13 protein-coding genes, 11 tRNA genes and 2 rRNA genes are annotated in these 14,418 nt (G+C 42.1%); 11 read left to right on the plus strand and 15 right to left on the minus strand.

Going from position 1 to position 14,418, the window contains the following annotated elements; all coding sequences use genetic code 11:
* The first annotated feature begins 133 nt into the window (after positions 1–133).
* The 3 genes from G6554_RS18055 (at position 134) to G6554_RS18065 (ending at position 2,610) form a co-directional block, all read left to right on the plus strand.
* Complete coding sequence (locus G6554_RS18055) at positions 134–724, plus strand: guanylate kinase (protein WP_166244398.1); 591 nt, start codon at positions 134–136, stop codon at positions 722–724.
* A gap of 281 nt (positions 725–1,005) precedes the next feature.
* Entirely contained in the window at positions 1,006–1,389 is a 384-nt protein-coding gene (locus tag G6554_RS18060; RefSeq protein WP_207342971.1) for a MarR family winged helix-turn-helix transcriptional regulator, read from the plus strand.
* Between the two features lie 12 nt (positions 1,390–1,401).
* Positions 1,402–2,610, plus strand: coding sequence for an MFS transporter (locus G6554_RS18065; RefSeq protein WP_166244400.1), 1,209 nt, complete (start codon positions 1,402–1,404; stop codon positions 2,608–2,610).
* A 50-nt stretch (positions 2,611–2,660) separates the two neighbouring features.
* On the opposite strand, the gene G6554_RS18070 is transcribed toward G6554_RS18065, so the two are convergent.
* A complete protein-coding gene (locus G6554_RS18070; RefSeq protein ID WP_166244402.1) occupies positions 2,661–3,482 on the minus strand; it encodes a VOC family protein in 822 nt (273 codons plus the stop codon).
* A 116-nt stretch (positions 3,483–3,598) separates the two neighbouring features.
* Between G6554_RS18070 and G6554_RS18075 the strand changes: the two genes are divergently transcribed.
* Positions 3,599–3,793 carry a hypothetical protein gene (locus G6554_RS18075; protein WP_166244404.1) on the plus strand — a complete coding sequence of 65 codons (195 nt, stop codon included), beginning with the start codon at positions 3,599–3,601 and terminating at the stop codon, positions 3,791–3,793.
* Between the two features lie 120 nt (positions 3,794–3,913).
* Positions 3,914–5,359 (plus strand): DEAD/DEAH box helicase, encoded by a 1,446-nt coding sequence (locus G6554_RS18080; RefSeq protein ID WP_166244407.1) that lies wholly within the window; start codon positions 3,914–3,916, stop codon positions 5,357–5,359.
* A gap of 55 nt (positions 5,360–5,414) precedes the next feature.
* Here G6554_RS18080 and cudC read toward each other — a convergent pair whose 3' ends face one another.
* Positions 5,415–5,948 (minus strand): choline uptake/conversion transcriptional regulator CudC, encoded by a 534-nt coding sequence (gene cudC, locus G6554_RS18085; protein WP_166244409.1) that lies wholly within the window; start codon positions 5,946–5,948, stop codon positions 5,415–5,417.
* Positions 5,949–6,200: 252 nt separating this feature from the next.
* Between cudC and G6554_RS18090 the strand changes: the two genes are divergently transcribed.
* From G6554_RS18090 to G6554_RS18115, 6 genes are all read left to right on the plus strand, one after another.
* Positions 6,201–7,490, plus strand: coding sequence for a quaternary amine ABC transporter ATP-binding protein (locus tag G6554_RS18090; RefSeq protein ID WP_166244411.1), 1,290 nt, complete (start codon positions 6,201–6,203; stop codon positions 7,488–7,490).
* Positions 7,460–8,311 carry an ABC transporter permease gene (locus G6554_RS18095; protein ID WP_166244413.1) on the plus strand — a complete coding sequence of 284 codons (852 nt, stop codon included), beginning with the start codon at positions 7,460–7,462 and terminating at the stop codon, positions 8,309–8,311. The genes G6554_RS18090 and G6554_RS18095 overlap by 31 nt, the downstream gene beginning before the upstream one ends.
* On the plus strand, positions 8,311–9,213 hold the full coding sequence (locus G6554_RS18100; RefSeq protein ID WP_166244415.1) for a glycine betaine ABC transporter substrate-binding protein: 903 nt from the start codon (positions 8,311–8,313) through the stop codon (positions 9,211–9,213). The genes G6554_RS18095 and G6554_RS18100 overlap by 1 nt, the downstream gene beginning before the upstream one ends.
* Positions 9,214–9,336: 123 nt before the next feature.
* Complete coding sequence (locus G6554_RS18105) at positions 9,337–10,299, plus strand: LacI family DNA-binding transcriptional regulator (RefSeq protein ID WP_166244417.1); 963 nt, start codon at positions 9,337–9,339, stop codon at positions 10,297–10,299.
* Between the two features lie 213 nt (positions 10,300–10,512).
* The gene (locus tag G6554_RS18110; protein ID WP_166244419.1) at positions 10,513–11,307 is read left to right on the plus strand and encodes a Cof-type HAD-IIB family hydrolase; all 795 of its coding nucleotides are present in this window, start codon (positions 10,513–10,515) and stop codon (positions 11,305–11,307) included.
* 117 nt (positions 11,308–11,424) lie between these two features.
* Positions 11,425–12,885 (plus strand): M20 family peptidase, encoded by a 1,461-nt coding sequence (locus G6554_RS18115; protein ID WP_166244421.1) that lies wholly within the window; start codon positions 11,425–11,427, stop codon positions 12,883–12,885.
* A gap of 82 nt (positions 12,886–12,967) precedes the next feature.
* Here the strand turns inward: G6554_RS18115 and G6554_RS18120 are convergent.
* The 13 genes from G6554_RS18120 to G6554_RS18180 form a co-directional block, all read right to left on the minus strand.
* A tRNA-Ile gene (locus G6554_RS18120) sits at positions 12,968–13,041 on the minus strand.
* A gap of 6 nt (positions 13,042–13,047) precedes the next feature.
* A tRNA-Gly gene (locus G6554_RS18125) sits at positions 13,048–13,121 on the minus strand.
* A gap of 20 nt (positions 13,122–13,141) precedes the next feature.
* Positions 13,142–13,216 (minus strand) — tRNA-Gln (locus tag G6554_RS18130).
* A gap of 16 nt (positions 13,217–13,232) precedes the next feature.
* A tRNA-His gene (locus G6554_RS18135) sits at positions 13,233–13,308 on the minus strand.
* Between the two features lie 42 nt (positions 13,309–13,350).
* Positions 13,351–13,427: transfer RNA gene (locus G6554_RS18140), tRNA-Asp, on the minus strand.
* A 3-nt stretch (positions 13,428–13,430) separates the two neighbouring features.
* A tRNA-Met gene (locus tag G6554_RS18145) sits at positions 13,431–13,504 on the minus strand.
* A 20-nt stretch (positions 13,505–13,524) separates the two neighbouring features.
* Positions 13,525–13,617, minus strand: a tRNA-Ser gene (locus tag G6554_RS18150).
* A gap of 21 nt (positions 13,618–13,638) precedes the next feature.
* Positions 13,639–13,715 (minus strand) — tRNA-Met (locus G6554_RS18155).
* Positions 13,716–13,746: 31 nt separating this feature from the next.
* Positions 13,747–13,823, minus strand: a tRNA-Pro gene (locus G6554_RS18160).
* Between the two features lie 7 nt (positions 13,824–13,830).
* Positions 13,831–13,907: transfer RNA gene (locus G6554_RS18165), tRNA-Arg, on the minus strand.
* Between the two features lie 23 nt (positions 13,908–13,930).
* Positions 13,931–14,005, minus strand: a tRNA-Glu gene (locus G6554_RS18170).
* Between the two features lie 40 nt (positions 14,006–14,045).
* Positions 14,046–14,162: ribosomal RNA gene (gene rrf / locus G6554_RS18175) — 5S ribosomal RNA — on the minus strand.
* Between the two features lie 79 nt (positions 14,163–14,241).
* Positions 14,242–14,418: ribosomal RNA gene (locus tag G6554_RS18180) — 23S ribosomal RNA — on the minus strand; the annotation flags it as partial.

Genomic DNA, 14,418 nt, shown 5'->3' on the forward strand with positions numbered 1-14,418 from the left:
GCCTCAGGGACTGTTTTCTTTCTAATAATAGATTATTCGGATAACGTTTTGTATAATGATAGTATCAACCCTTCACCTTTAGTAAAAAGTCTCCGCAGATAAAGGGGTATGTAAAAATAAAAGGAGGCCCTCTATGTTTAATATCCAAGGAAAAGAAAAGATCTTCGTGTACACTGGTCCCGATGGCTCTGGCAGAAAAACAATAAGCAAAATGGTTGCTACCGCTTTTGATATGGAAACTGTTCTTTCATACACCACTCGTTCTCCCCGCCACTATGAAAAGGATGGCGAAGACTACTACTTTGTTACAGAAGAATCCTTCACACAAATGAAAGCGCAACAAGAATTTCTCGAAAGTGTCGAAATCGATGGCATTCATTATGGCATTCGTGAACAAGATATTGTGGAAGCCTTTCAAAACCATGATTACGTCTATTTGACATTAAACCCGGAGGGAACGGAAAAGTTAAAAACGATGTATGGGGATGGGGTCGTCCGAATCTTTATTTATGCCAATCGTGATACCGTTATCCGTCGCCAAAAGGAACGGAAAGATAGTGATGAAGTGATTGAGCGGCATATGAGTCATTATGATGAAATCATGGGCTATAAAAACAGCTGCGAACATGCCTTTGAAAACTTCGATTCCCCGCAGGTTGCATACCAAGTCAGTGAATTAATTGAAACCTTTTTAGACAGAGATCTTACCGTTACGGATTATTAAGAGAAAGCGGAAGTGCCTTGGACGCTTGCGCTTAACCTTTCCCAAAGTCAAAATTTGTACTTATATCCCATAAAATTAAGGCGGACAGTGCCAATCACTGTTCGTTTTTTTGTTGTATGTTTTGGGTATTCCAATTATTACCACACGATGGACATATACCGACAAATGTGATACACTCTAATAGTTACCTTGAGTAACCATTACTTTCACTAACTATATTTTTTTTAAAAAAAGAGGTGTCTACCATTCAGACTTCACAAAAATTCTTTCATCAATTATTGATGCTTTACAGGCCCTTTGAAAACAGGTTAAATATCCATCTCGCTGAACATCAGCTTTATAGAGCCCAGTGGACCATTTTGTACTACTTCGCTACTATCGGCCCGACTACGCTTGTAGAGCTATCTCATTATATGAGTGTCGAGAAACCAACCGTTACTAGAACGATCAACCGCTTAGAAGAACTAGGATATGTTGAGCATATTCCTGGTAAAGACAAACGGGAAAAAAGAATGCAGCTTTCAGAGTTGGGAAGGCATGTATATAATGACGTCCGTGTAACGATTGACCGATTCGAACAAGAAAGTTTAAAAGGGATCTCGGAGGATGAACAAAACGAAGCCATCCGGATCATGGGGGAAATACAGAAAAACATGGCAAGATAAGGGGATATGAAAGTGAAACAAACACGACCTAAATTATGGACAAAGGATTTTATCATCGTTTCCACGATCAACTTTTTAATCAATCTCATCTTCTATTTATTAATCGTAATCATTGGTAAGTACGCAGTTGATCAATTCCATGCTTCTACAAGTCAGGCTGGACTTGTTACAGGAATTTTTATCATCGGATCATTAATTGGAAGGCTTTTTACTGGACGCTTTATTGAGTCGCTTGGCCGCAAGAAAACATTATACATTGGTCTACTGTTTTTTATTTTAACCACCCTTTTATATTTACTAAATATGAATATTAGCGTTCTACTCATTACCCGTTTATTGCACGGTATTGCCGCCGGCATAGTAGGTACCGCCACAGGAACCATCGCAGCCCAGATTATCCCGGCAACCCGTAAAGCGGAAGGAATCGGCTACTTCAGCATGAGTGCCGCACTGTCTACTGCCATTGGTCCGTTTATCGGCCTTTATATGACTCAACATACAAATTTTCAAACTATCTTTATTTTCTCAGTTGCCTTAAGTGTTGTAAGCTTTATCACCTCCATTTTTGTTTACGTGCCGGCATTAGAAGGAATCGCACAGGTCTCTGGACACAAAGGCTTCAAGCTTTCACATTTTATTGAACCAAAGGCACTGCCAATTTCCATTGTCACTCTCGTGATCGCCTTTTGTTATTCAAGCGTCCTATCCTATATCAATTTCTATGCAATTGAATTGAATCTAGTTAGTACTGCTAGCTTTTTCTTCCTAGTATATGCCATTGCTGTCTTACTTTCACGCCCATTCACAGGCCGCTTGATGGATGTAAAGGGTGCGAACTATGTTATGTATCCGGCCTTTATTATATTAGCAGGTGGAATGGTCATTCTAAGTTCTGTAAACACAGGTATTACATTGTTAATAGCCGGTGCTCTTATTGGACTTGGCTTTGGTAATATCCAATCCAGTACCCAGGCCGTTGCGGTTAAGCTGACTCCTCCCCATCGTATGGGATTGGCCACTTCAACCTTTTTTATTTTCCTTGACGCTGGACTTGGCTTTGGACCCTATTTACTTGGATTCATCATCCCGGTAACAGGCTACAGTAAACTGTATGTGATCCTTGGGGTTGTTACTCTTGTCTCTTCCATTCTTTACTACTTTTTACATGGTAAAAAGGAACAGGCTGCAAAGGCAGAAATTAATATATCAAATGCAGCGTAACGTATTGAAAATGGCGAACAGTGCGGTGTCACTGGTTCGCCATTTTTTCTTTACAGACTTGATTGAAATCTCCAGAATCCATTCATCCATTCAAAAATCCCGCTTTGTCCATTCACAGTCAAGTTTACTAAGAAAGGGATTTCCCCTTTTTCTTTTAATACAGTTGCGGCGATTCCCTCTCCAAGTGGTTCACAAAACAACAGCTTTGTTCCAGCCAATTCTAATTTCCTACACCGCGCATTAATAGACGAATCTACAAATTCTTCCCCTTGGTTAAGATCAAATAATCTTCCCCACTTGGTTAAAGTTTGCTCCAGATTATGAACAACAAAGCCGACACTTTCAAACAGTAAATTTCCGGCAGGATGTGATCCAACCAATCCCTGTTCCTTAAATTCTAAAAGTCTCTCCTCATCTGACTTTTCCCATTGAATAAAAAATGGCAGTTGAAGTTCATTCGCCGTGGTTTCCGGAAAAAGCAACGACCACTTAATAATTTGTCCATCCCCACGAGTTCGTTCACCGGGAAACGGGCCATAGACCTTGAACCCCTCTGCCTTCAGCTTTAATGCTAATTGATCTATTTGATTGGTACGGATGGCTATTCTAGCTGGCCCCTCCTGCCCCTTCCTTGCCAATTGCTCGATGATATGTGTAATTAGACGGTTTTCTACCTGTTTCTCCGCTACTGACAAAGTTTCAATCCCTAAAAATTCAATATAGCTTAGACCAAAGTACGTTAGGGAATTATAGGTGCCCCAATTTTCATGACGGCCGCCCATAATGGCATGAACCCCTCTATGTTTTAAAAGGGGAATGGCTTCCACTGGATTGTTTGCAAAAAAGACTAAATGATCAAAGGAAAATGACATGCTGTTACTCCTTTCTTTATTATCGGCTGACTGAATATTTCCGGACAATTTGCATAAGTACGGCTTGAAGAAAATATGATTACAATAAGCATCCTATACAAAGGGGTTGTTCTTACATGGCTGTTTTTAATAAAATCGCATTATTTTTTGTTATTTTGTATTCTGTCTTCATTATGATAAATACTTATCTAGGAGAAAGTGAACGGATTGGGTCCAATGTAATGTACTTTTTAATGAATGGCTTTGCCTATATTGTATCAGCAATGGAAGTGGAAAAGGAAAAACAGATTGTTTTTGTAACGGGAGAATAAATAAAAGCCGATTTGATTCGGCTTTTCCTGTATAATGAAACCTATTCGCTTTTGTATATGATCTTTCTTTAAGAGAAATCCTATTGATAAGGCGAATAATATAAAAAATGAGGTTCCTATATGAGTAAAGGAAGTTTTGGAGAATACCCTTTAAGCAATGAAATAGCAAGGGCGCTTGCAGTGTTAAAATATGAAGCACCTACGGAGGTTCAACAGAAAGTGATTCCCCCAGCATTGGAAAAGCACGATCTTATCGTCAAATCCCAAACTGGGAGCGGCAAGACAGCCGCCTTCGGAATCCCACTATGCGAAATGATAGAATGGGAAGAAAAAAGGCCACAGGCCTTAATTCTTACTCCTACCAGGGAGCTTGCGGTTCAAGTTCGCGAGGATTTGACGAATATTGGCAGGTTCAAGCGAATTAAAGCAATGGCCGTTTATGGGAAAGAACCTTTTTCAAAGCAAAAGGAAGAATTGAAGCAAAAAAACCATGTTGTCGTGGGAACACCAGGGCGTGTCATCGACCATATTGATAGAGGAACGCTAGATTTAGGCCAGATTCAGTTTCTAGTTATCGACGAAGCTGATGAAATGCTGAATATGGGTTTTATAGATGAAGTGGAAGCAATCATAAAAGAACTTCCATCCACCAGAGTCACAATGGTCTTTTCCGCAACATTGCCGAAGGATGTTGAGGGCCTCTGCCACCAATATATGAAAGAGCCCTTTCATATTGAAATTGAAGCAACCGGCATTACTACGGACACCATTGACCACCAAATAATCGATAGTAAAGCAGAAGAGAAACTTTCCTTGCTTAAAGATGTTACTATCGTTGAAAACCCCGACAGCTGTCTTATTTTTTGCAACACAAAAGAACACGTTGAAACTGTATTCGCAGAATTGGAAGTAGCCAACTATTCATGTGAAAGATTACATGGGGGATTAGAACAACAAGATCGGTTTGCCGTGATGGACGGGTTCAAAATGGGTAATTTTCGATACCTAGTGGCAACCGATGTGGCTGCACGAGGGATTGACATTGATAATGTGACACTTGTGATTAATTATGACGTCCCGATGGAAAAAGAAAGTTATGTCCATCGTACCGGCAGAACCGGACGAGCCGGAAATAAAGGAAAGGCCATTACATTTGCCACACCTTATGAAGGGAAATTCGTTAAAGCCATTGAAAGATATATTGGCTTCGAGATTCCTTCAATGGAGGCCCCAAAACGATCGGAAGTGGTTGGTGGCAAAGCAGCCTTTGAAGAAAAGGTCAGCGGCCGCCGCGTGGTGAGAAATAATAAAACAGCCCGCATCAACCAAGATATCATAAAACTCCATTTCAACGGCGGTAAAAAGAAGAAGATTCGTGCGGTCGATTTTGTTGGGACCATCGCGAAAATCCCGGGAGTTTCCGCTGAAGATATCGGCATTATTACAATCCAAGACCATTTATCCTATGTGGATATTCTAAATGGAAAAGGCTCACTAGTACTACAAGCCATGGAAAGCGCCACAATCAAAGGAAAAAAGCTAAAAGTCAGCATAGCCATTAAGTAAAAAGGTGCCTGACACCATAAGTACTACTCTCGTAGTAGTAATGGTGTCAGGCACTTTACTTCCTTTTGGGGATGAATTGGAAGATTTCTTTGGATTCAAAGCTGTCGACTAGGCGGTTTAGCCAATCATAGTATTCAAGGGCATCGGTAAGCTTTTCCATGTCTCTTGCTGCTTCTGTTTTCACCTGGTGATCAACGTTTTGATCATCTATAAGGGTTTGTAATTCGGCAAGGGATTTCTCCATTGCTGAAACATTGATGGAGATCCCCGTTCTCCATTTGATTGAAAAGAAATCAATGAAGGTTTGATACCAATCAGGCTCAGCTTGATACAAATCCTTCCTCACCCCTTTTTTCCAAACCTTGCCAACCATTTTTAACTCTAACAGGCTTCGAACCGAGGTGCTCATACTCGTTTTACTCATTCCAAGTTCTTCTTTCATTTCATCCAGCGTCAAAGGATCCTCTTGAAAATATAAAGCCCCGTACAATCGTCCAATTGACTCGGTCACACCGTATAAGTTCATATTTTGAGAAATGGCCTCAATCACCCGCTCGCGGGCATGCTCCAATTTTTCTTCACCATTCATAACAATTTCACATCCATTTATCTACATGTACTTACTAAAGATATCATGATTTTTTCAAAAGTAAAGGATGCACTCAAAGGGGATTTGGGAGCATTCATGAGCAATTGTAAGAATAATTACGATTCAGTATGTACAGTTTTTTCTGTACGTACTTTACGGCGAAATATGCCCAATTACCAACTTTGCCCTATATATCCAATAAAACTACAATTAAATGGTACCGCTGTTAAGAATTTAAATCGAGGTGAATACATGAACAATTCGCATAAAAAGATCAGCGTGCAAAACGTCACAAAGATCTTTGGAAAATCAAAAAAGGCCATTCAGCTCTTACAGGAAGGCGAATCGAAACAAAACATTTTAAAGAAAACCGGTGCAACCGTAGGTGTTAATCAAGCGACCTTTGATGTGGAAGCTGGCGAGATTTTTGTCATAATGGGGCTGTCCGGCAGTGGAAAATCCACGTTAGTCAGGATGCTCAATCGGCTGATTGATCCCTCGGCTGGCCAGGTATTGATCGATGGCATCGATATTGTAAGGATGAATAAAGAACAGCTAAGAGAAGTACGACGCAAAAAAATGAGTATGGTGTTTCAAAAGTTTGCCCTTCTCCCCCACAGAACCATTTTAGAAAATACGGAGTACGGCTTAGAAGTGCAAGGAATAGCAAAGGAAACACGCGTCGGCAAAGCAATGGAAGCATTAAAACTAGTAGGACTAGAGGGGTATGAGCACCAATATCCGAAGCAACTAAGCGGTGGTATGCAACAACGGGTTGGATTAGCGAGAGCTTTAGCTAATGATGCCGACATCTTACTAATGGATGAGGCATTTAGTGCGCTAGATCCTCTTATCCGAAAAGACATGCAGGATGAACTCCTTGAACTTCAGTCTGCCATGAAAAAAACAATTGTGTTTATTACTCACGATTTAGATGAAGCCCTTCGAATCGGCGACCGAATCGCATTGATGAAGGATGGCTCCATTGTTCAAATCGGAACTCCTGAAGAGATCCTCATGAACCCATCAAACGACTATGTTGAGAGATTCGTAGAAGATGTTGACTTATCCAAAGTATTAACGGCAGGTCATGTAATGAAACGGGCAGAAGCTATCTCTGTTGAAAAAGGCCCACGGGTTGCCCTGCAAATGATGAGGGATTTAGGGATTTCGAGTATATATGTCGTTGATCGTAAAAAAACCTTGCTCGGGGCAATAACAGCTTCCGAGGCAAAAGAGGCAATCGATCGAAACGAAAGTTTAATGACCATTTTACAGTCAGACGTTCCAACTGTTCTACCAAGTACGCTGCTGACTGATTTATTTGAAAAAGTTTCAACTGCCTCCATTCCAGTAGCAGTAGTCGATGAAAAAAGACGATTACTTGGCATTCTCGTCAGAGGTGCAGTGATTGGGGCACTCGCCGGCAATCATCATGCCGATGAAAATTTGGAACAAGCAAAGGCAGAGGTAGCAGCCGACAACAACATAAATAAGGAGGTGAAGATCACATGGAACAATGGTTCCCAAAAATTCCAATAGCTGATTGGGTTGATGTTCTTGTTAACTGGCTAACAGTAAACCTTGAATTCGCCTTTGATGGAATTACTTCTGTCCTTCAATCCGTTGTCGATGGAATGGTTTCAGGGTTTGGCTACATTCCTTCCTATTTATTTATGATTCTCTTAACGTTGCTTGCCTGGAAAGTTTCGAATAAAGGAATTGCACTTTTTACATTCATTGGTTTATTCCTTATTGCCAATCTAGGCTATTGGGAACCAATGCTTGAGACATTAGCACTGGTGTTAACCGCTGTTTTCATCTCCATTGTATTAGGAATACCATTAGGAATTTGGGCCTCCCAGAAGCAAATGGTCAAACAAATCGTGACTCCGGTGCTGGACTTTATGCAAACCATGCCAGCCTTTGTCTACCTTATCCCAGCTATTTTCTTTTTTAATATAGGAGTGGTTCCAGGTGTTGTCGCTTCCGTTATTTTTGCGATGCCACCGACAATCCGACTAACCATTCTCGGTATTCAACAAGTACCAGCGGATATTATTGAAGCAACAGAAGCCTTTGGATCAACCACAGCCCAGCGCTTACTCAAGGTGCAGCTGCCACTGGCAATGCCTACTATCATGGCTGGTATCAATCAAAGTATTATGCTTGCACTATCTATGGTGGTTATCGCATCAATGGTCGGTGCTCCCGGATTAGGTGCCGATGTATACCGCGCCGTTACCCAAATACAAATCGGTAAAGGGTTTGAGGCCGGGTTAGCGATTGTGGTAATCGCCATTATTCTAGATCGTGTAACTCAGAATATTGGAAAAAGCAAAAATCAAGGAGGAGCTGCTTAATGATGAAAAAATGGTTAGTTATGTTACTTACAGGATTAATGATAATAGGACTTGCAGCCTGCGGGTCAGATAAAACCAGCAGCAATGAAGGCAAAGATGAAAAAGGTACGGCATCTGTTGGCGATAGCGTTGATTACAAAATCATCGGGATTGATCCCGGTGCCGGTCTCATGAAGGCCACTGCCAAAGTGGTCGATGCGTATGGTTTAGATGACTGGAAAGTGGTTGAAGGCTCAGGTGCCGCCATGACAGCTGCATTGAAAAAAGCCTATGCTAAGAAAGAACCCATCATTATCACTGGCTGGACACCACATTGGATGTTCGCTAAATTTGATTTAAAATACTTAGATGATCCAAAAGGGGTTTATGGAAAAGAAGAAACAATTAATACAATCGCAAGAAATGGCTTAAAGGACGATCTTCCTGACGCCCATAAGGTACTTGATCAATTCAATTGGACTCCGGACGATATGGCAGTTGTGATGAGTGCCATCCAAGCGGGTGAAAAGCCAGAAGATGCTGCCGCTAAATGGGTGGAGGAGAATGCAGACAAGGTGGCCGAATGGACAAAAGATGCGGACAAGGTCTCAGGTGACAAAATTACTCTCGGCTATGTTGCATGGGATAGTGAAATTGCCAGCACGAATGTGGTTGGAAAGGTATTAACAGATCTAGGCTATAAGGTGAAACTTCTTCAGGTAGAAGCTGGTCCAATGTGGACTGGGGTAGCTGATGGAAGCTTGGATGCCATCGTAGCCGCCTGGTTACCTTCCACCCATGAGGACTACTATAATAAGTACAAAGGTAAGTTTGAAGACCTCGGTGAAAACCTTACAGGTACAAAGCTTGGCCTAGTTGTTCCAGCTTACATGGACATTGACTCCATTGAAGATTTAAAGTAATTGTTGAAAAAGCTGATTCAACTATCCTTCATTTCGGATAGTTTGGGTCAGCTTTCTTTTTCCTTCATTACTTTATGTACTATAATCAATGTAACCAACCTTAGTAAAAAGGTGATCAATCAAATGACAAATATTAGAGAGTTAGCCAAGATGGCCGGCGTTTCTGTTTCAACGGTGTCACGGGTGATGAATAACCATCCATATGTAAGTGAAGAAAAAAGGAATGCAGTTTTAGCAGCTATTCGGGAGAGTAATTATCAGCCAAATATTAATGCCATCCATTTGAGTATGGGAAAAACATTTCTTGTCGGAGTGGTCGTACCCTATATCGATCATCCCTATTTCGCTCTGTTACTGAAAGGAATGGCGATTGAGGCATTGGAAAATAACTATAAACTGGTTTTATTTCAGAGCAATTACGAAGAGGCAAAAGAGTTTGATGCATTAAAAATGCTGAAACAAAAGCAAATCGATGCGTTAATTATTTGTTCGAGAATCTGCAGCTGGTCCACGGTTGAAGAATTTATGCCCTATGGCCCGATTGTTTTATGTGAAGATACCAGGGGGAAAAACGTATCCTCCACCTATGTTGACCACTACAAGACCTTTATTTTTGCATTAGAATACTTATATCAAAAGGGACATCGAAAAATCGGCTATAGTATTGGTCGTAAAACAGGATCAAATAGTAAATTCAGAGGAATGGCCTTTAAGGATTTTATTAAAGATTATCAGCTGCCATATGAACCTGCTTATATTTTTGATGAATGCCTTTACTTTGAAGACGGGGAACGGGTCATTTCACAGATCAAACAAATGGACGATCCCCCTACCGCTCTGCTCATCACTAGTGATGAGGTTGCAGCCGGTATAGTCACCTGTGCGCAGCAACAAGACATTTCAGTACCAGGTGACCTTGCCCTCATCGGTTTTAATAACCAGCCCATTGCCAAAATGATGAACATCACGACGATTGAAATTCCGCTGGTAGAGATGGGACGGAAACTTTTTTTGCAAGGAATGGTTGATTGTGAGGCCACCTATCAAGAAATTCCGGTTACCTTAATTGAGCGGCGGACGGTTTAAAATAGGGCTTTCGACAGTATGGGGGCCTTATCCGATAGTAATGGAGCCTTTCCATTCCCTCGCCCGAAAAAACTTCCCTCATAACCCTTGACCTGAAACGCGTTTCATAAAATATGCTTGTTAGGTAAGAACAATACAACACGTAATCGGCGTGATCTGGGTCCGTTTCCTGAGCGTAACGATGGTGTTGTATTTTACCGGAGGTGTATTGACATGAAAAAACCAATTGTGTTTTTTGATATTGATGGAACATTATTAAATGAAGAGAAGAAAATTCCTGCTTCTACGAAAAAGGCCGTTCGCTTGCTCCAGGAACAAGGGATTCATACCGTTATTGCTACAGGCCGCGCACCCAAAATGTTCTACTGGATTCAAAAGGAATTAAATATTGATTCTTATGTAGCGATGAATGGGCAGTACGTGGTATTTGATGGGCAAGAAATTTACGCCAATCCGATTGACCGAGATCGATTGGAAACCCTTTCGATGATGACTGCCAGCAATGGTCACGGGATGGCCTACTGTAGTCACCTTGATTATAAGGTGAGTAAAAGCAACCATCCGTTTATCGAGGGTGGGTTTGATTCCTTGATGCTCCCATATCCTGAGGTGGACGAAGAGTATTTTAAACAGTTGCCTATTTTTCAAGGGCATCTTTACTGCGGGCCGCAAAATGCGCAGATGTATTTTGACCATTTCCCTGATTTCAGTTTTATTAAATGGGATGCCAATGCCTATGATATCCTTCCTAAAGGCGCTTCCAAGGCAGTCGGAATTCAAAAAATGTTAGAGATTTTGGATATAAAAAAAGAAAACAGCTTTGCTTTTGGCGATGGGTTAAATGACTTGGAAATGCTTACCATGGTAGGGACAGGTGTCGCAATGGGCAATGCGGTTCCAGAGGCAAAAGCGGCGGCGGATGTCATCACCACCTCCTCTTCACATGATGGGATTCTAAACGGGCTTATCAAGGTGGGACTTTTGGAGAAGGACGTAACATTAGTTTAATATCGAAAGGCGCGAACAGATTTCAAAACTGTTCGCGCCTTTATTTCCAAAAAGTTATCCCACTATTTCAAAAATTGTTATAATAGGAAAGCAAAGGGAGAAATGGGGGGGATTTTTTTGAAAAAACGAAAACTGATGTTACTTATTCTAAGTGGTTTACTTCTTCTCTTTATTATTGTAACCGGTTTCAACACAATGACGGTAAAATCGAAACAACCCGCACCGGATCCAACAAATGTGGCCATTGATGAAGCGAAGGCTGTGGAGCATCTATCAAAAGCCGTCACCTTCAAAACCGTATCCTATCAAGACCGAAGTAAGTTTGACTTTAACCAATTTGATGAATTTATTGCCTTTTTACGGGAAAGCTATCCCTCGGTTCATCATCAACTAGAGTTTGAAAGGGTAAATAAATATGCACTTGTCTATAAATGGAAAGGTTCCGATTCTAGTAAAAACCCAGTCGGTCTGACAAGCCACTACGACGTTGTCCCTGTTTTAAAAGGCACAGAAACGAAGTGGGAGCAGGATCCTTTCAGTGGAACCGTTGTAGACGGCAAGATATGGGGCCGGGGGACCTTGGATGATAAAATTGGCGTTATCGGCATCTTACAAGCAGTCGATTATTTACTTGCGGAAGGCTTCCAACCGGAACGAGATCTGTACTTCATGTTCGGATTTGATGAAGAAATAGGTGGTGACGAGGGAGCGAACAAAATCGTTACTACTCTTGAGGATAGAGGAATCACCTTTGACTACGTGTTAGACGAAGGTGGAGCGATTATCGAAGACATGGTTCCTGGCGTTGATCAGCCAGTGGGTGTTGTCGGTATTTCCGAAAAGGGGTCGGCAACTGCGGAATTAACGATTGAAGGTAGCGGCGGTCACTCCTCCCAACCGAAGGATCACACCAATATTGGTCGAATTTCCAGTGCGATCGCGAAATTAGAAGATACCCAGTTTACTGGCGACCTGAGAGGGCCTGGTGAAGATCTATTTGAATTTGTTGCACCGGAAATGAGTTTTCCGATGAAGTATGTTTTTGCCAATAAAGCCATTTTTGAGCCTGCCATTGAAAAAATTTTATTAGGAAAGCCAGCAACTGCAGCATTGATTCGTACCACCATCGCCCCAACTATTTTTCAAGCTGGCGAGCAATATAATGCTTTACCTGAAAAGGCAACGGCCATTATTAACCTTCGCCTTATGCCCGGGGATTCCTTAGCAGATGTAAAAAGATTCATTGAGGATACGATTGATGATAAGGATATTAAAGTAACGGTCAAAGGCAGTGAAGCTTCAAAGGTCTCCTCCACAAATGGCTGGCAATTTACGTCCATACAGCAGGCAGCTAGAAATGTATATGGTAATGCAATTGTTGCTCCTTACCTCATGTTTGCCGGTTCTGACGCAAAGCATTATGATAGTATTTCGAAAAACACCTATCGATTCTTACCTGTTCAAATTACTCCTGAAGATTTAAACAGAATGCATGGGACAAATGAACATATCAGTATTGAAAACTATATCAATGCGATTATGTTTTATGTGGAAGTAATGAAGGAGTCGAGTAAATAAGCAAAAGGATACCGTTATACAGCGAAGAGGTGTCTAACCACCGATAACTCATCGTATCGGGGTCAGACACCTCTATTTATAATGGGCCTAAATGGACTCGAACCATCGACCTCACGCTTATCAGGCGTGCGCTCTAACCAGCTGAGCTATAGGCCCATATAATGGAGCGGGTGATGAGAATCGAACTCACAACATCAGCTTGGAAGGCTGAGGTTTTACCACTAAACTACACCCGCATAATAAAAGGATATGAAATTGGCTGGGCTAGCTGGATTTGAACCAACGCATGTCGCAGTCAAAGTGCGATGCCTTACCGCTTGGCTATAGCCCAACAATAATTTGAAATATGGGGCGGCTGATGGGAATCGAACCCACGAATGCCTGAACCACAATCAGGTGCGTTAACCACTTCGCCACAACCGCCGTAATCTATATCTTAATAGTAGTTGCCTACTAGGAAAAAAATGGCGGTCCGGACGGGACTCGAACCCGCGACCTCCTGCGTGACAGGCAGGCATTCTAACCAACTGAACTACCGGACCATATTGCGGGGACAGGATTTGAACCTGCGACCTTCGGGTTATGAGCCCGACGAGCTACCAGACTGCTCCACCCCGCGATAATAATAATAATAAAATATGGAGGAGGAAGAGGGATTCGAACCCCCGCGCGGTTTGACCCGCCTGTCGGTTTTCAAGACCGATCCCTTCAGCCAAACTTGGGTATTCCTCCATTTTTTTTAAAAAACTTCATTGGTAGCGGCGAAGGGAGTCGAACCCCCGACCTTTCGGGTATGAACCGAACGCTCTAGCCAGCTGAGCTACACCGCCAAAATACATATAATCTTGAATAACCTACGACTGGTCGGGAAGACAGGATTCGAACCTGCGACCCCTTGGTCCCAAACCAAGTGCTCTACCAAGCTGAGCTACTTCCCGAAAATAATGGCGCGCCCGGAAGAAGTCGAATCCACAACCTTCTGATCCGTAGTCAGACGCTCTATCCAATTGAGCTACGGGCGCATAGTCTTACATTAATGAAAATATGGTGACCCCTACGGGATTCGAACCCGTGTTACCGCCGTGAAAGGGCGGTGTCTTAACCGCTTGACCAAGGGGCCAAAGTAAATTTCGGCAAAATAATAGCCCCAAAGGGGCTTAGCCTGGCAACGTCCTACTCTCACAGGGGCGCATGCCCCAACTACCATCGGCGCTGAGAAGCTTAACTTCCGTGTTCGGTATGGGAACGGGTGTGACATTCTCGCCATTGTTACCAGACTATATTATCTGAGGAATCATTCCCTCAAAACTAGATAATGAAGAAGAAGTTTTTGTAAAAACGAGTTTTCTTATTATTTAGGATAAGTCCTCGAACGATTAGTATCAGTCAGCTCCACATGTCGCCATGCTTCCACCTCTGACCTATCAACCTGATCATCTTTCAGGGTTCTTACTAGCTTGCGCTATGGGAAATCTCATCTTGAGGGGGGCTTCATGCTTAGATGCTTTCAGCACTTATCCCGTCCGCACATAG

The sequence above is a fragment of the Bacillus sp. MM2020_4 genome, from assembly GCF_011250555.1.
In the GTDB taxonomy this organism is placed as follows: Bacteria; Bacillota; Bacilli; order Bacillales; family Cytobacillaceae; genus Neobacillus.